The organism is Gordonia sp. YC-XJ4, from assembly GCF_059511865.1.
The window spans coordinates 2734649-2751015 of the sequence record NZ_CM183447.1 but is presented as its reverse complement, the minus strand read 5'-3'; the positions used below and the strand labels follow the sequence as shown (position 1 = coordinate 2751015).

Annotated in this window: 18 protein-coding genes and 1 pseudogene; 8 read left to right on the top strand and 11 right to left on the bottom strand. The window is 67.0% G+C overall.

Annotation, left to right across the window (positions count from 1 at the left end):
* Positions 1 to 2 precede the first annotated feature (2 nt).
* From AC5ZH6_RS12210 to AC5ZH6_RS12180, 7 genes are all read right to left on the bottom strand, one after another.
* The gene (locus tag AC5ZH6_RS12210) at positions 3 to 392 is read right to left on the bottom strand and encodes a metal-sulfur cluster assembly factor (protein WP_006370320.1); all 390 of its coding nucleotides are present in this window, start codon (positions 390 to 392) and stop codon (positions 3 to 5) included.
* A complete protein-coding gene (sufU, locus tag AC5ZH6_RS12205; protein ID WP_006370319.1) occupies positions 389 to 871 on the bottom strand; it encodes a Fe-S cluster assembly sulfur transfer protein SufU in 483 nt (160 codons plus the stop codon). The genes AC5ZH6_RS12210 and sufU overlap by 4 nt, the downstream gene beginning before the upstream one ends.
* Complete coding sequence (locus AC5ZH6_RS12200) at positions 871 to 2178, bottom strand: cysteine desulfurase (RefSeq protein WP_288337538.1); 1308 nt, start codon at positions 2176 to 2178, stop codon at positions 871 to 873. The genes sufU and AC5ZH6_RS12200 overlap by 1 nt, the downstream gene beginning before the upstream one ends.
* A 37-nt stretch (positions 2179 to 2215) precedes the next feature.
* On the bottom strand, positions 2216 to 2989 hold the full coding sequence (gene sufC / locus AC5ZH6_RS12195; RefSeq protein ID WP_006370317.1) for a Fe-S cluster assembly ATPase SufC: 774 nt from the start codon (positions 2987 to 2989) through the stop codon (positions 2216 to 2218).
* Between the two features lie 72 nt (positions 2990 to 3061).
* A complete protein-coding gene (gene sufD / locus AC5ZH6_RS12190; RefSeq protein WP_006370316.1) occupies positions 3062 to 4234 on the bottom strand; it encodes a Fe-S cluster assembly protein SufD in 1173 nt (390 codons plus the stop codon).
* Entirely contained in the window at positions 4234 to 5706 is a 1473-nt protein-coding gene (gene sufB, locus AC5ZH6_RS12185) for a Fe-S cluster assembly protein SufB (RefSeq protein WP_006370315.1), read from the bottom strand. The genes sufD and sufB overlap by 1 nt, the downstream gene beginning before the upstream one ends.
* A complete protein-coding gene (locus AC5ZH6_RS12180; RefSeq protein ID WP_240524129.1) occupies positions 5703 to 6536 on the bottom strand; it encodes a helix-turn-helix transcriptional regulator in 834 nt (277 codons plus the stop codon). The genes sufB and AC5ZH6_RS12180 overlap by 4 nt, the downstream gene beginning before the upstream one ends.
* Before the next feature lie 158 nt (positions 6537 to 6694).
* Here AC5ZH6_RS12180 and mptB point away from each other — a divergent pair, with 158 nt between their 5' ends.
* The 4 genes from mptB to AC5ZH6_RS12160 all read left to right on the top strand — a co-directional run bounded on the left by mptB (position 6695) and on the right by AC5ZH6_RS12160 (position 11462).
* The gene (gene mptB, locus AC5ZH6_RS12175) at positions 6695 to 8509 is read left to right on the top strand and encodes a polyprenol phosphomannose-dependent alpha 1,6 mannosyltransferase MptB (protein ID WP_094600486.1); all 1815 of its coding nucleotides are present in this window, start codon (positions 6695 to 6697) and stop codon (positions 8507 to 8509) included.
* A 118-nt stretch (positions 8510 to 8627) separates the two neighbouring features.
* A complete protein-coding gene (locus tag AC5ZH6_RS12170; protein ID WP_165776336.1) occupies positions 8628 to 9602 on the top strand; it encodes an ABC transporter ATP-binding protein in 975 nt (324 codons plus the stop codon).
* A complete protein-coding gene (locus AC5ZH6_RS12165) occupies positions 9599 to 10417 on the top strand; it encodes an ABC transporter permease (protein ID WP_006370311.1) in 819 nt (272 codons plus the stop codon). Before AC5ZH6_RS12170 ends, AC5ZH6_RS12165 begins: the two co-directional genes overlap by 4 nt.
* Before the next feature lie 52 nt (positions 10418 to 10469).
* Positions 10470 to 11462: a COX15/CtaA family protein gene (locus AC5ZH6_RS12160; RefSeq protein ID WP_006370310.1), complete on the top strand. Its 993-nt coding sequence runs from the start codon at positions 10470 to 10472 to the stop codon at positions 11460 to 11462.
* A 22-nt stretch (positions 11463 to 11484) separates the two neighbouring features.
* Here AC5ZH6_RS12160 and AC5ZH6_RS12155 read toward each other — a convergent pair whose 3' ends face one another.
* Both AC5ZH6_RS12155 and AC5ZH6_RS12150 read right to left on the bottom strand, forming a co-directional pair.
* A complete protein-coding gene (locus AC5ZH6_RS12155) occupies positions 11485 to 12231 on the bottom strand; it encodes an alpha/beta fold hydrolase (RefSeq protein WP_338066860.1) in 747 nt (248 codons plus the stop codon).
* Positions 12161 to 12340, bottom strand: a pseudogene (locus AC5ZH6_RS12150) (alpha/beta fold hydrolase); the annotation flags it as partial. The pseudogene AC5ZH6_RS12150 and the gene AC5ZH6_RS12155, both read right to left, overlap by 71 nt.
* Before the next feature lie 51 nt (positions 12341 to 12391).
* On the opposite strand from AC5ZH6_RS12150, the gene AC5ZH6_RS12145 reads away from it, so the two are divergent.
* Positions 12392 to 12784, top strand: coding sequence for a MerR family transcriptional regulator (locus AC5ZH6_RS12145; protein ID WP_094602008.1), 393 nt, complete (start codon positions 12392 to 12394; stop codon positions 12782 to 12784).
* Positions 12785 to 12823: 39 nt separating this feature from the next.
* Here AC5ZH6_RS12145 and AC5ZH6_RS12140 read toward each other — a convergent pair whose 3' ends face one another.
* Positions 12824 to 13213 carry a hypothetical protein gene (locus AC5ZH6_RS12140; RefSeq protein WP_006370307.1) on the bottom strand — a complete coding sequence of 130 codons (390 nt, stop codon included), beginning with the start codon at positions 13211 to 13213 and terminating at the stop codon, positions 12824 to 12826.
* Between the two features lie 57 nt (positions 13214 to 13270).
* Positions 13271 to 14086: an SDR family NAD(P)-dependent oxidoreductase gene (locus AC5ZH6_RS12135; RefSeq protein ID WP_094600484.1), complete on the bottom strand. Its 816-nt coding sequence runs from the start codon at positions 14084 to 14086 to the stop codon at positions 13271 to 13273.
* A 91-nt stretch (positions 14087 to 14177) separates the two neighbouring features.
* Here AC5ZH6_RS12135 and AC5ZH6_RS12130 point away from each other — a divergent pair, with 91 nt between their 5' ends.
* From AC5ZH6_RS12130 to AC5ZH6_RS12120, 3 genes are read left to right on the top strand one after another with little or no spacing between them, the layout of a single operon-like run.
* A complete protein-coding gene (locus AC5ZH6_RS12130) occupies positions 14178 to 14768 on the top strand; it encodes a MarR family winged helix-turn-helix transcriptional regulator (protein WP_240523914.1) in 591 nt (196 codons plus the stop codon).
* A 57-nt stretch (positions 14769 to 14825) separates the two neighbouring features.
* Positions 14826 to 15347 (top strand): phosphoribosyltransferase, encoded by a 522-nt coding sequence (locus tag AC5ZH6_RS12125; RefSeq protein WP_006370306.1) that lies wholly within the window; start codon positions 14826 to 14828, stop codon positions 15345 to 15347.
* Positions 15348 to 15384: 37 nt separating this feature from the next.
* The gene (locus AC5ZH6_RS12120) at positions 15385 to 16350 is read left to right on the top strand and encodes a quinone oxidoreductase family protein (RefSeq protein ID WP_094600483.1); all 966 of its coding nucleotides are present in this window, start codon (positions 15385 to 15387) and stop codon (positions 16348 to 16350) included.
* The last annotated feature ends 17 nt before the right edge of the window (positions 16351 to 16367 follow it).

Sequence of the window (16367 nt, the reverse complement as noted above, 5' to 3'; positions counted from 1 at the left end):
CGCTAGACGGTGAACCCGAGGGCGCGCAGTTGCTCGCGGCCGTCGTCGGTGATCTTGTCCGGGCCCCACGGCGGCAGCCAGACCCAGTTGATCTCGACCTCGGTGCACAGTCCGCTGTTGACCAGCGCACCGCGGGTCTGATCCTCGATCACATCGGTGAGCGGGCACGCCGCCGACGTCAGCGTCATGTCGAGTTTCGCGACGGCGTCGTCGGTGATCTCGATGCCGTAGACGAGTCCGAGATCAACGACGTTGATCCCCAGTTCGGGGTCGACGACATCGCGCATGGCCTCTTCGACGTCGTCGAATTGCGGCAGCGACGTACTCGGGCCGGTCGGCGCCGGGTCACCGGCTGTGGTGTCGACGTCGCCCGCGTCGGGATTGATGCTCATGCTGTCTCCGCTCCTTGCGATGCTGGTTGCGATTCGAGTGCCTCGACCGATCGTGCCAACGCGTCCTTGAACGCCAGCCATCCCAGGAGGGCGCACTTGACCCGGGCCGGATACTTGCTCACGCCGGCGAAGGCGATGCCGTCGCCGATGACGTCTTCGTCGCCGTCATCCTTGCCGCGCGAGGTCATCATCGTGTTGAACGAGTCGACGGTCGCCAGCGCCTGTTCGACCGGCAACCCGACGATCTGGTCGTAGAGCACCGACGTCGAGGCCTGGGAGATCGAACAGCCCTGTCCGTCGTAGGAGACGTCGGCGACGGTGGTGCCGTCGTCGCTCAGGGCGACCCGCAGGGTCACCTCGTCCCCGCAGGTCGGATTGACGTGGGCGACCTCGGCGCCGAACGGCTCGCGCAGACCACGGCCGTGCGGATGTTTGTAGTGATCGAGGATCACGTCCTGATACATCTGCTCCATCCGCATCAGGCATTCACCCCGAAGAAGTTCTGCGCCTTGCGGATCGCTGCGGCGAGCGCATCGACCTCGTCGAGGGTGTTGTATGCGGCGAACGACGCACGCGCGGTTGCGGCGACACCGAACCGCTTGTGCAGCGGCCACGCGCAGTGGTGGCCGACCCGGATCGCGACTCCCTCGTCGTCGAGGATCTGGCCGAGATCGTGGGCATGGATTCCGTCGACGACGAACGACACCGCTCCCCCGCGGTCGGTGGTGGTGGTCGGGCCGATGATGCGCAGGCCACCGATCTCGCCGAGTTGCGACAGCGCCCGCTCGACCAGTGAGTGCTCGTGTGCGGCAACGGCGTTCATGCCCAGCAACCGCAGGTAGTCGACGGCCGCGCCGAGGCCGACGACCTGTGAGGTCATCGGTACACCGGCCTCGAACCGTTGCGGTGCGGGCGCGTACGTCGACATCTCCATCGACACGGTCTCGATCATCGATCCACCGGTCAGGAAGGGCGGCAGCGCATTCAGCAACGCCTGCTTGCCGTAGAGCACGCCGACACCGGACGGTCCGAACATCTTGTGTCCGGAGAAGGCCGCGAAATCGACGTCGAGTGCGGCGAAGTCGACCGGCATGTGCGGCACCGACTGGCAGGCGTCGAGGACCACCAGCGCACCCACCGCACGCGCACGGCGTACGAGTTCGGCGACGTCGGCGACCGCACCGGTCACGTTGGACTGATGGGTGAACGCCACCACCTTGACGGTCTCGTCGAGGTCCAGTGAGTCCAGATCGATCCGTCCCGCGTCGGCCGATTCGCCGCCGGTGACCCCGTACCACTTCAAGGTGGCACCGGTGCGGCGGCAGAGTTCTTGCCAGGGAACGAGATTCGCGTGGTGTTCGAGTTCGGTGACGACGACGGTGTCACCCTCACCGAGTGCGCGGCCACCCAGGACATCGGCGCTGCGGTCATCGCCGAGGGTGTAGGTCACCAGATTCAGGGCCTCGGTGGCGTTCTTGGTGAACACGATCTCGTCGGGGGCGGCACCGACGAAACCGGCAATGGTCTCCCGGGCGGCCTCGTAGGCGTCGGTCGCCTCTTCGGCGAGCTGGTGCGCACCGCGGTGGACCGCGGCGTTGCGGGTCGTCAGGAACTCACGCTCGGCGTCGAGAACCTGCAGAGGCCGTTGCGAGGTCGCCCCGGAGTCGAGGTACACCAGCGGTTTGTCGTCCCGGACGGCGCGCGCCAGGATCGGGAAATCCGCACGCACTGCGGCGATGTCGAGGCCGGTGGTCCCGGACCCGACGGCGTCTGCGGAGAGAGTCACGAGTGCTCCTTTCACAGACCCGGCGTCGTGCACCGGGTCAGCGGCTCGCGGCCGCCGAGGTGAAACGTACGTAGCCGTTGTCCTCGAGTTCGTCGGCGAGCTCCGGGCCCGCGGATTCGACGATGCGTCCCCCGACGAACACGTGGACGTGATCGGGCTTGATGTAGCGCAGGATTCGGGTGTAGTGCGTGATCAGCAGGATGCCGCCGTTCTCGGACTCCTTGTAGCGGTTCACGCCTTCGCTGACCACGCGCAACGCGTCGACGTCGAGGCCGGAGTCGGTCTCGTCGAGGATCGCGATCTTCGGCTTGAGCAGGTCGAGCTGCAGGATCTCGTGGCGCTTCTTCTCGCCACCGGAGAAGCCCTCGTTGACACTGCGTTCGGCGAAGGACGGGTCGATCTCCAGGGCGGTCATCGCCTCCTTGGTCTCCTTGACCCAGTGGCGCAGCTTGGGGGCCTCACCGCGCACCGCGGTCGCCGCGGTCCGCAGGAAGTTCGACATCGACACGCCGGGCACCTCGACGGGGTATTGCATCGCCAGAAACAGTCCGGCACGCGCGCGTTCGTCGACACTCATCTCCAGGACGTCCTCGCCATCGAGGGTGATCGAGCCCTGGGTCACCTGGTACTTCGGGTGCCCGGCGATGGCATAGGACAGCGTCGACTTGCCGGATCCGTTGGGCCCCATGATCGCGTGCGTCTCGCCGGAGCTCACGGTCAGATCGACACCCTTGAGGATGTGGATGGGTTCGGCGTCGGCGTCGCTCTGCGCGACGTCGACGTGCAGGTCACGGATTTCCAGTGTGCTCACGATTGATTCCTTGATGGGTGTCTGTGGGTGCGTGTGGGCTGATGTCCGGTGCGAGGTTTTTACGTCGGCGGGTCAGGCGCCGGCGATCTCGAGTTCGGCCTCGACCGCCGCCTCGAGTCGTTCGCGGAGCTCGGGAACCGCGATCTTGGCGATGATCTCGCCGAAGAATCCGCGGATGACCAGCCGTCGGGCCTGATCCTCGGGGATACCTCTGGCCTGCAGATAGAACAGTTGCTCGTCGTCGAATCGACCGGTGGCACTGGCGTGTCCGGCGCCGACGATCTCGCCGGTCTCGATCTCCAGGTTCGGTACCGAGTCGGCGCGTGCGCCGTCGGTGAGCACCAGGTTGCGGTTGAGCTCGAAGGTGTCGGTGCCCTCGGCCTCGGGGCGAATCAGCACGTCGCCGATCCACACGGTGTGCGCCTCGCGCGCACGATCGGTCGCATCGCCTTGCAGCGCACCCTTGTACACGACATTGGAGCGGCAATTGGGCTGGCTGTGATCGACGAGCAGGCGCTGTTCGAGGTGCTGGCCGGCGTCGGCGAAGTACAGACCCCACAATTCGACGTCACCGCCGGGTGCGTCGTAGTGCACCACCGGGGACAGACGAACGAGGTTGCCGCCCAGGCTGATCGCGAAATGACGAACCGTGGCGTCCCGTCCCACCCGCAGGTGGTGGGCGGCCACGTGCACGGCGTCGTCGGCCCAGTCGTGGACGTTGACGACGGTCAGTGCGGCGGAGTCGCCGACGACGAACTCGACGTTCTCCGCATACGTTCCGCCACCCTTCTGATCGAGGACGACGACGGCACGCGCGAACGGTTCGAGCCGAATCTGCAGGTGCCCGAACGCCGTCTGGCCCTCGCCGGGTCCGGTGACCTCGATGGTGACCGGCTCGCCGAGCTCGACCTCTCGCCCGACCGTCACCACGGTCGCCTGGGTGAATGACGAATACGCTTGCGCGGCAATGCGATCGAACGGTACGCCGCCCTGGCCGAGCCGTTCGTCGTCGCGCCCGACGGTGTCGACGGTGACCCCGTCGCCCGCGCCGCCGACCGTCACGGTCGCCTCCGCGGTGCGCTCGGCGGTGCCGTCATGCAGACCGCGGAGGCGACGGAACGGGGTGAACCGCCACGCCTCCTCGCGCGGGCTGGGTACCTCGAAGGCGTTGACGTCGAACGACGTGAACTGCTCGCCTTTGTTGACCGGTCCGGCGGAAACCACCGGCAATGTCGGATCGGCCATCAGCCGACGGCTCCTTCCATCTGGAGTTCGATGAGACGGTTCAGTTCGAGCGCGTACTCCATCGGGAGTTCCTTGGCGATCGGCTCGACGAAGCCCCGGACCACCATCGCCATCGCCTCGTCCTCGGTCAGTCCGCGACTCATCAGGTAGAACAGCTGATCGTCGCTGACCTTCGACACGGTGGCCTCGTGGCCCATGGTGACGTCGTCCTCGCGGATGTCGACATACGGATAGGTGTCGCTGCGCGAAATGGTATCGACAAGCAACGCATCGCATTTCACCGTCGACCGGCTGCCGTGCGCGCCGTTGTTGATCTTGATCAGACCACGGTAGGAGGCGCGGCCACCGCCCCGCGCGACCGACTTGGAGACGATGTTGCTCGAGGTGTTGGGCGCAAGATGCACCATCTTGGAGCCGGTGTCCTGATGCTGTCCCTCGCCGGCGAACGCGACCGAGAGCACCTCACCCTTGGCGTGCTCACCGGTGAGCCACACGGCCGGGTACTTCATCGTCACCTTGGACCCGATGTTGCCGTCGATCCACTCCATGGTGGCGCCGGCCTCGGCCTTGGCGCGCTTGGTGACCAGGTTGTAGACGTTGTTCGACCAGTTCTGGATGGTCGTGTAGCGGCAGCGACCACCCTTCTTGACGATGATCTCGACGACCGCGGAGTGTAGCGAGTCGGTCTTGTAGATCGGTGCGGTGCACCCCTCGACGTAGTGCACGTACGCACCCTCGTCGACGATGATCAACGTCCGCTCGAACTGGCCCATGTTCTCGGTGTTGATCCGGAAGTAGGCCTGCAGCGGGATGTCGACGTGCACGCCCGGCGGGACATAGATGAACGAGCCGCCCGACCACACCGCGGTGTTCAGCGCGGAGAACTTGTTGTCACCCGCCGGGATGACCGATCCGAAGTACTCCTGGAAGATCTCCGGATGCTCCTTGAGACCGGTGTCGGTGTCGAGGAAGATGACGCCCTGCGCCTCGAGATCCTCGCGGATCTGGTGATAGACCACCTCGGACTCGTACTGCGCGGCCACACCGGCGACGAGCCGCTGCTTCTCCGCCTCGGGGATACCGAGCTTGTCGTAGGTGTTCTTGATGTCCTCGGGCAGTTCCTCCCACGAGGTGGCCTGCTTCTCGGTCGAACGCACGAAGTACTTGATGTTGTCGAAGTCGATGCCGTCGAGTTCGGCACCCCAGTGCGGCATCGGCTTGCGATCGAAGATCTTGAGCGCCTTGAGACGCTGATCGAGCATCCACTGCGGCTCGGACTTCTTGCCCGAGATGTCGGCGACGACCGCCGGGGACAGGCCGCGCTGGGCGCTGGCGCCCGCGACGTCGGAGTCGGCCCAGCCGTAGCCGTACGTGCCCAACGACGCGATGGTCTCTTCCTGCGTGAGCGGCGCCGCCTTGCCGACCGGGGTGGACTCGCCGGCGGTGGTGACCGTGGGATCGGTGACTGTCATCGCGAAGCCTTTCGACTCTGGGGGTGTCGAGCGGATGCGGGCTGTGCATCACTCGTCGGGGTCGTGCTGTGCTGATGTTCTTCGGGATCCGGCTGACGCTCTTCGGGATCCGACCGTGCGGTGGCATCCGGGGGTGGATCGGGATGCGGAAGCGGAACGTGGGTGGTGCACGCGCAGTCACCGTTGGCGATGGTCGCCAGTCGCTGCACGTGCGTGCCGAGCAGCTCAGTGAATACCGCGGTCTCCGCTTCGCACAACTCGGGGAACTCGGTGGCCACATGCGCCACCGGGCAGTGGTGCTGACAGATCTGCATGCCTGCGCCGACCTGCCGGGTGTTCGCCGAGTATCCGGCACTGGTCAGCGCCTCGGCGATCTCGGTGACGGTCCCGGCAACCGTGGACGGATCGGTCGCGGGATCGATGCCGTCGACGATGCGTTCCACCCGTTCTCGGGCGAAGTCCGCGACTGCATCGGAACCGCCGAGGTCACGCAGCTTGCGCATCGCCGCGCCGGCGAGATCGTCGTAGGCGTGGCGGAGCTTGCCCCGGCCGACCGCGGTCAGCTGGAACCACTTCGCCGGACGTCCTCGACCGCCTCGCTGGCCGAACGCCGGGGATGCTTCCTCGACATCGCCCGCCGCGGTGAGCGCGTCGAGATGACGACGGATTCCGGCAGCGCTGATCCCGAGCCGGTCGGCGATCTCCCCTGCCGTCAACGGCCCGTCCTCCACGAGCAGGGAGATGACCGCAGCCCGCGTCTGCCCATCGGCGTGGACACCATGATGGGCGGCGTCGGGCACGGTTTCGCCCCGCACAACATCACCGCGCATGGTTTTCACAACACGAGTGTGACGTAATTGATTCCCTCGTGCCAGCAAGGGTGCCCTTAGCCCTGCCCCCCTGTAGCCCTGCCCCCATCCGCCGTACCCGACGAGATCACGGCCGCCACCTCGTCGGCGGCGGTGCGGTCACCCACTACAGTCGTCGTGTGTCGGAATCACCCGCGTCAGAGGCCTCGGTACTGCGCCGAACCCTGGACTACGTCGGGTTGGGCGCACCTGCGCGGCGGGCCCGGCGCGATCCCGACCGTCGCGGCTACTACGGCGTCACCGTGGCCAAACTGCACGACCCCGAGCACGAGGTCGGTCCCCTCGACGCCGCCGAGAACCGCCGGCTGCTGCGCATCAAATTGTTCGGCGCGACCGGCACCATCCTGATGCTCGTCGGGTCGTTGGGCACCGGGCAGATCCCGGTGCTCCAGAACCCGGTGGCCGGTATGCGTGTGCTGTCGCTGCCGTCGCGGATGTGGAGCACCGCGCTGACGCTGTCGATCGGCGGGACCATCATGCTCGTCGTCGCATGGCTGCTGATCGGGCGGTTCGCGGTCGGACGCTTCAGCGTCGAGGTCCTCCACGGCCGCAGTCCGGCGCGCCGGATGACCCGTCAGCAGGCCGATCGCACCCTTCTGCTGTGGATCGCGCCGATCATCGTCGCGCCGCCCCTGCTCAGCAAGGACATCTACTCCTATCTCGCGCAGTCGGCGATCGCCTATCGCGGAATGGACCCCTACACGGTCAGTCCGCTGCACGGACTCGGTGTGGGCAACGTCCTCACCAGGTCGGTACCCAACCTCTGGCGTGACACGCCTGCGCCGTACGGTCCGTTCTTCATCTGGATCGGCAAGGGCATCACCGCGGTGACCGGCGACAACATCACCGCGGCCATCTTCCTGCACCGCCTGGTGGCGTTGGTCGGGCTGGCGTTGATCGTGTGGGCGCTGCCCCGGCTGGCGCGGCGGTGCGGGGTCTCGCCGGTGGCCGCATTGTGGTTGGGGGCGATGAACCCGCTGGTCATCCTGCATCTGGTGGGTGGCATCCACAACGAGGCACTCATGCTCGGGCTCATGCTGGTCGGCATCGAGTTGTGCTTCCGCGCGATCTACGGTGCGCAGCGGCTCCGCACGCCGGGATCGTGGCGGCCGACCGGTGCCGGGTGGCTGTTGCTCGCCGGAGCCGCAGTGATCGCGACCAGCTCACTGGTGAAGTTCACCTCGGTCCTCGCGCTCGGGTTCGTGGGGATCGCGTTGGCCCAACGGTGGGGTGCATGCCTGCCCGCGCTGCGTGGGGCACCGATTCGACAGTGGTGGGCGAGGTCACGCACCACGGTGTGGGCGTTGGCTGCCTCCGCGGGCCTGCTCGGCGCCGTGCTCGCGGTCGTGATGGTGGTCATCTGCGTGGGCACCGGCCTCGGCTTCGGTTGGACCTCGACACTGTCCACCGGCGCTGTCGTCCGCTCGTGGATGTCGATGCCGACGTTGCTGTCGGTGTCTGCCGGGCGGGTCGGGGTCTTCCTCGGTCTCGGCGACCAAACCCAGGCGATCCTCGACGTCGTCCGGCCGCTGGGCCAGGTCATCGCCGCGGTCTTCGTGGTCCGCTGGATGCTCGCGACGTTGGCCGGGCGCCTGCACCCGCTGGGAGCGTTGGGTGTGTCGATGGCGACGGTCGTCGTCTTCTTCCCCTTCGTCCAGGCCTGGTATTTGCTCTGGGCGGTCATCCCGCTCGCGGCCTGGGCGACCCGGCCGTGGTTCCGTATCGCGACCATCACCGTCTCGGCCATCATCGCGATCGTCGTCATGCCCACCAGCTCCAACACCAGCGGCGTGGTCCTCGCCCAGGGGCTGCTGGCCGGTGTGATCATGGTCGCGGTGATGACGGCACTGTTCTTCGAGGACTGGCCTCGGTGGCGTCCGCGACGGCGCTGGTCGAAGCGCCCGACCCCCGAACACACCGACACCGCGGCGTGATCGACGGTGTTCACGCGGACGCGAGCGCACGCGGTCGACGGTTTTTTACCTGTGCGCACGAAGGCATAGTCTGACCAGTGTGCGCAGCGCGACCTCCTCGCCGTCGAGCGACGATCCGATGACGGATCGTCACCTCGACGGCCCGTCCCCCGAAGCGCGGACCGTTGTCGGCGTCGACGCCCCCGCCCTTCGGGTGTGCGGACTGGTCAAGCGCTTCGGCGACCGGATCGCCGTCGACGGCCTCGATCTCGAACTCCCCGCAGGGTCGATCCTCGCCCTCCTCGGCCCCAACGGCGCGGGCAAGACCACCACGGTCGAGATCTGTGAGGGCTTCCTGACCCCCGATGCAGGAACGGTCACCGTCCTCGGCCTCGATCCCCGGCACGACAACGACGCGCTACGTCGACGCGTCGGCGTGATGCTGCAGGGCGGCGGCGCCTACCCCGGCGCGCGTGCCGAAGAGATGCTGCGACTGTGCGCGTCGTACTGCGCCGACCCGATTGATCCGGACTGGCTGCTCGACGCTCTGGGTTTGCGTGATGCCGCCCGCACACCGTTTCGCCGTCTGTCCGGTGGCCAGCAGCAGCGCTTGTCGTTGGCGTGCGCCATCGTCGGGCGCCCCGAACTGGTGTTCCTCGACGAGCCCACCGCAGGGCTCGACGCGCACGCCCGACTGGTCGTGTGGGAGATCATCGACCGCCTGCGCGGCGACGGGGTGTCGGTGCTGCTGACCACCCACCTGATGGACGAGGCCGAGCACCTCGCCGATCACGTCGTCATCATCGACAGCGGTCGTGTGGTCGCAGCCGGTACACCCGCCGATCTCACCAGTCGCGGCGCCGAGAACGAGCTGCGGTTCAGCGCTCCGCGCGGACTCGACCTGACGTTGCTGACGCTGGCGTTACCCGAGGGTTACGTGTGTTCGGAGACCGCGCCCGGCAGCTATCTGGTGGTCGGGTCGATGACCCCGCAGGTGTTGGCGACGGTGACCGCGTGGTGCGCGAAGATCAACGTACTGGCGACCGATTTGAGGGTGGAGACACGCAGTCTCGAAGACGTGTTCCTGGATCTGACCGGCAGGGCCCTGCGATGACCGACTCGACAACCGTGGGATCCGCCGCGGGCCCGGTGCGTTTCCCGCCGGGCACCTTCACCCCACGTGGCGGGGCGGCGCCACTCGTGGCGATGCTCGCGGCGCAGACCCGTCTCGAACTGCGGCTGCTGCTGCGCAACGGCGAACAACTCCTGCTCACCATGTTCATCCCGATCACGCTGCTGATCGGATTGTGCCTGCTACCCCTCGACACCGACCTCGGATCGAGTACCGCCGAACGCGCGGCGACCTTCGTCCCGGCGATCATGACCGTCGCAGTGATGTCGACGGCGTTCACCGGGCAGGCCATCGCCGTCGGCTTCGACCGACGCTACGGAGCACTCAAACGCCTTGGGGCAACGCCGATTCCACGGTGGGGCATCATCGTCGGCAAGTCGCTGGCGGTGGTGGCCGTAGTGGTGTTGCAGTCGGTGATCATCGGCGCCATCGGCGCCGGCTTCGGCTGGCGTCCCGGTCTCGGCGGCCTGGCGATCGGTGCACTCGTGATCGCCCTGGGCACCGCCGCCTTCTCGGCGATGGGCCTCCTGCTGGGCGGAACACTGAAGGCCGAGGTCGTGCTCGCTCTCGCAAATCTGCTGTGGTTCGCGATGGTCGGCGTCGGCAGCGTCGTCGTCATGCAGTCACGGATCCCCGACGCCGTGTGGTGGGTGGCCCGATGTGTGCCCTCCGGTGCGCTCACCGAAGCCCTCGAGCAGGCCACGCACGGCAGTGTCGACGTCGTCGGCGTTGTGGTGCTGCTGGCGTGGGCGGCGGTCACCGGCGCCCTCGCGGTCAGGTGGTTCCGATTCGAGTGAGATCGCCCCACCTGCCCACTCCCCCGACAGCTCTCACGATTGCGGGACCCCGATGACGACTTCAGAGAAGACCCCCGCGGCCGCCGACCGGCCCGCGCCCGTCGCGACCACGCGCTCGGGCCTGGCCCGTGTCCCCGGCTTCGGTCGCCCGACGATCCGTTTCGTCCATCGCTGGGCGATCGCTCTGCTGGTCGCCAACGTGGGCATCGTCGTCACCGGCGGCGCCGTCCGGCTGACCGGCTCCGGATTGGGGTGTCCCACCTGGCCGCAGTGCACCGACGGTTCGTTCGTCCCGCACGAGGCGATGGGCTATCACGCGGCCATCGAATTCGGTAACCGCATGCTCACGTGGGTGCTCACCATCATCGCGATTGCCGCGGTCGTCGCGGTGTGGCGTCAGGCGTCTTCGCAGCGCCGCAACCGTGTCCTGGTGGTCCTGCTCGCGCTGGGCATTCCCTTTCAGGGTGTCGTCGGCGGCATCACCGTACTGACCGACCTGAACCCATGGGTGGTCTCACTGCACTTCTTGCTGTCGATGCTGTTGGTGTCGGGAGCCACGGTGCTCGTGTTCCGCACGAGTCCGTATCCACGGGAATCCGCGGTGACGGGCATCGCCGCACGCGTCGGCCTGATCATGGCGTGGCTCGTGTACGCGGTCACGTGGATCGCGATCTATCTCGGCACCGTCGTCACCGGCTCCGGTCCGCACGCCGGCGACGTCCATGCCCACCGCAACGGCCTGACGCCATCGCAGACGACGCAGCTACACGCCGACTCGGTCTTCGTCCTCATCGGTTTGGCAATCGCGGTTGTGGTCATCACGCGGGTCATGCGGATGCCGCAATCCCGGGCGGCCCTCACCTACGCGGGGCTGCTGGTCCTGCAGGGGATCATCGGCATGGTGCAGTACTTCACCGACCTGCCCATCCTGCTGGTGCTGCTGCACATGCTGGGCAGCGGGCTGCTGCTGATCGGAGCCACCTGGCTGGTGCTGTGGTTCCGGTTGTCGGACAGCCCATCTGGAGACCCGGTACCCCTCACCTGAGGGCACTGGAGCCCACGCGACCTCACCGCGCCAGCCAGCGCCGAATGTGCCCGACGAGTTCCTCTGTGCGTTCCAGAGGTGCAAGGTGCCCGACGCCGTCGAGCAGCGTGACGACGACATCGCCGGGCAACGCGTCTCGAAGGCGGCCGGCCTGTTCGACCGGCAACCACGGATCGTTCACCCCCCAGCCGATCTCGACCCGACATGTGACGTCCGCCAGTCGCGCACAGATCGGTTCGGTGTGGTCCTCCGACAGCTGCGCGACCTGTCGATAGAACGCAGCTTGGCCCACCTCACCGAGCCACGGTTCGACCAGCCCGCGCACTGTGTCGTGTGGCAGATCGACGACGGCGGCACCGGCGATGTAGCGATGCACGAGCGCCTCGTGCAGATCCGCGGGAAGTTGTTGGAAAACCTCGGCGTGCCTGCCCACCAGCGCGAAGAACGCAGAGCCCCATGGGCGCAGCGTCACCGCGTCGAGCAGGTAGACACCGCTCATCGCGACTCCGTCGAACAGGTGCGCGCCGAGCGTGACCGCCCCACCGATGTCGTGCGCGAGTACATGGGGGCGGACTGGGTTCCAGATACGCACGAGTTCGGCGAAACGTTGCCGTTGCGCGATCAAGATCAACCGGCACCTCCGGACCCTTGGTCGACCGACCGTAGCCGGGCATGTCCCACAGGAAGACACGATGGCGCTCGGCCAATCGCCGGGCCACCGGTAACCACACCCCCGCCGACCACGGAGTACCGTGCGTGCACACCACATCGGGGCCTTTCCGCCGGCCCCGAGGGGGCTCGAGGACATAGGTCGCGATGGCGGCGCCGTCGATCTCGACGATGGCGGGCGTGGGCAATGCATCGGCTTTGAAAGGCATCCCCGAACCGTAGGACCTCAGGTCGACCTGAGGTCAAGGCATGATGTGGTGATGCGCATCGCCGAAGCGGCCGCACTGGTCGGCGTCGAAGTACATGTCCTGCGTCACTGGGATGACATGGGCGTCGTCGTGCCCGACCGCACCCTGGCCGGGCATCGCGAGTACAGCGCCGAGCACGTGAGCCGTCTACACGTACTGCGCGCGTGCCAGCACGTCGGAATGAGCTTGCGAGAAATACGCGTCGTACTCGATCGCAACGCAGCCGAGCGCCGCCAGATCATCGATCGACGGATCGACGAGATCCGGGTGCGGCGCCGTCGATTGGCGGACGCGGAGTCGTTTCTCGTCCATGTCGTGGAATGTCGGCACGACCTGTTGACCCGGTGCCCGGAGTGCAGCGTCTTCGCCGGGTCGGACGCAGTCGAGCCCGAGGAAGCCGGCTGAGTCCCCGGTCACCTCGGCTTCCACTCCCGGGATACCGACTCAGAGAATGGCTTGATTACGGGGCTTCGGGAAGTGCTTCTGTCCGGCGACCCAGCCGGCCATCTTGCGATAGTGCGACGGCTCGACGGTCGTCGATGACGTCAGGTCGCGGTCCCACTCGGCGGTCTCGACGCCGGCCACCGCTTCCACGACTGCGGTGGCGGTCGCGAGGTCGGCGACCACGCGATCGCCGAGGATGCCACCCTGTTCGCCGACGAGAGTGATCCGCACGCCGGCCGCGCCGATCGGCTGCAAGACGGCCTTGGCCGACCCGCCTTCCCGGCTGACGAACTTCTCGATCGAGGACACCACATCTCGCGGTACCGACACGGTCGGGGCGGCGGTGGAGGTCTCGGAGTTCTCGGCTGCGGGCTGCTCGCTCATGGTCATCGAGCATACCGAGGTGGGGCCGCCGGGTAGACACGCGCCACGACCGATGCCGGAGCATCACTCATCGAGGTACCGCGTATCGCGGGCGAGCGGTTCCCATCGGTCAATGTCTGCGCATTGAATCCTCAGCTTCTCCCGGATTCGCTCGATGGCTTCGGGCCCCAGTGGAAGTCGGAGAGGCGGTTCGGGGTCGTCGAGCGCCCGAAGGATGATCTGGGCTGCCCGACGCGGATCATTGGGCTGACGTTGATCCTGATCGACGAATCGGGCACGCAGCCACCCGGCCGGTGTCTCGTCGTAGGCGGCCAGCGGCTGCGCGTAATGGATCGACCGCCCGGCGAAGTCGGTTCGGAACGGCCCCGGTTCAACTATCAGGACCTTGATCCCGAAACCGGCCACCTCGCCGGCAAGTGCCTCCGACATGCCTTCGAGCGCGAACTTGGATGTCGCGTACGCGGCGTGACCGGGATTCCCGACGATGCCGCCGACCGATGACATCTGCACGACGTGACCGCCGCCGTGTGCGCGCATCGATGGCAGAACTGCGCGAGTCAATCGCAGTGCGCCGAACACGTTGGTCTGCAACAGGCCCAGCAGGTCATCGTCGGAGAGTTCTTCGACGGCCCCGAGTAGACCGTGTCCGGCGTTGTTGACCAGCACATCGATACGGCCGAATCGCGCCAACGTGAACTCAACCGCACGAAGGACCGAATCAGGCTGTGTCACATCGAGTTCGGTGTGACACGGGAAGTCCTGCACCGACTCCGGCGATCTCCCGGTCGCCACGACCACATCACCGGCCCCGGTGGCCGCTTGGGCCAACTCACGCCCGAAACCCGAACCGGCCCCGGAGATCAACCACACCTTGCCCATGACACCCCCCTGCCGCAGTTACCTTGATACTCAAGATACAACGGTATCACGATAACCTTGAGTATCAAGGTAACTGCGAAAGGCGTCTCTGATGACCACACGTCCAGCCCCGGACGGCAGATCGACCAGCGACCTGCCGAACACGACAACGTCGGACTCGACGTCAAATGACCTCGACGAATGGCTCGCGGCGACCCCCGGCATCGACTCGAACACCGACGCAGCGACCGAAGCGGCTCGCCAGCGAATCGGGAGACTTTCGCACATGCTCGCTGCGGTGCTCGACGAAGTCGCTGCCGCTCATCACCTGACGCCCGGCGACTGGGAGGCACTGTCGGTGATGGCGCGCTCCGGCGGTGCATGCACACCGACCATGATCGGCGACGCCCTGGCATTGACCTCCGGGACCGTCAGCACCCGCATCAGGAGGCTCATCGACGGCGGGCTGGTGACACGAACGCCAGATGGACCCGTCGACCGACGTTCCCGTCCGGTACGGCTGACACCGACCGGCTGGCGCCGATGGCGCCGAGCGACCGAGGATCGCGTCAGGCTCGAACGGGAACTGTTCGGCTCCTTGAGCTCGGCTCAGACCGACCAGCTCAACGAGCTACTCACCGTCGCGCTCGCCGGTTTCGAATCGCGGTACGGGCGCGCTCCGGCGCACGATCGGGTGGGCTGAGTCGGTCTCGATCCACTCGACATGTGCCGCCGCCCGAAACTTGGCAGAGTCACTGCCATGAACGCCTCCGCCACGACCCCGCCGGCCCCAGACGAGCGCGAAAAGCTGACCTGGGAGATGAACGGCCGGGCATGCCGCGACCTCGCCCAGCAGATCGCCGACGACGGCTTCGTCCCCGACATCATCCTGGGCATCGCCCGCGGAGGTCTCATCCCGGCCGGCGCGATCGCCTATGCGCTCGACTGCAAGCTGATGATCTCGCTGAACGTGGCCTTCTACACCGGCATCGGCGAGACCCTGGCCGAACCGGTGATGCTGCCGTCACTGCTGGAGAGCAGTGGACTACACGATCAGAAGGTGCTCGTCGTCGACGACGTCGCCGACTCCGGCAAGACCCTCGCCCTCGTCGACGACTTCTGCGAGCACCAGGGCCGGGTCGCCGAGGTCCGCAACGCGGTGATCTACCAGAAGCCGCACACGATCACCACTCCCGACTACTGCTGGCGCACCACCGCCAAGTGGATCGATTTCCCGTGGTCGGTGGAACCCCCGGTCACCGGAGCCGCCGAGAAACCGTGATGATTCCGACGTCTTGGCCGGGGTGTAGAAACGACTCATGCGCGCAATTCAGGTCACTCGACACGGCGGTCCGGATGTCTTGAGCTACGGGACGGTCGACGATCCGATCCCCGCTGCCGACGAGGTTCTCGTTCGCGTCACCGCCGTCGGCGTCAACTTCATCGACACCTACCTTCGCCGTGGTCTGTATCCCTCACAACCGCCGTATGTGCCCGGTACCGAGGGCGCCGGTGAGATCGTGGCGGTCGGCTCGGAGGTCTCCGATCTCGGTGTCGGCACCCGCGTCTGCTGGTGCGATGCTCCAGCCAGCTACGGCGAGCTCGTGGCGGTCCGTGCCGCTCGTGCGGTGCCGATCCCCGACGGCGTCACCGACGAGGTCGCCGGGAGTTCGTTGTTGCGTGGGTTGACTGCCCACTATCTGCTCGACGGCAGCGCGCACCCCGCCGAGGGCGACGCGATCCTGCTGCACGCCGGTGCCGGTGGCGTCGGGCTGATCCTCACCCAGCTGGCCAAGCGCAAGGGTCTGCGGGTGATCACGACCGTGTCCTCGGACGAGAAGGCCGAACTGTCGGCCGCGGCCGGCGCCGACCACGTGCTCCGCTACGGCGACGACCTCGTCGAGCAGGTGCGAGGTCTCACCGACGGTGCCGGAGTGCGGGTCACCTATGACGGGGTGGGTGCAGACACCTTCGACCAGTCGGTGGCATCGACCGGCATTCGCGGATTCGTGGTGCTCTTCGGCGCGGCCAGCGGCCCGGTGCCACCATTTGATCTGCAGCGTCTCAACAGCGCGGGCTCGTTGTCGGTGACCCGACCGACCCTGGCGCATTTCATCGCCGATCCCGACGAATTGGCATGGCGCGCATCGGAGTATCTCGGAGCACTCGCCGACGGCGTCGAGGTGCGGGTCGGACAGCGGTACCGTCTCGCCGACGCCGAACAGGCACATGCCGATCTCGAGGGCCGGCGTACCACCGGGACGTCGGTTCTCGTGCCGAACTGACGAAGAGGTACCTCGGC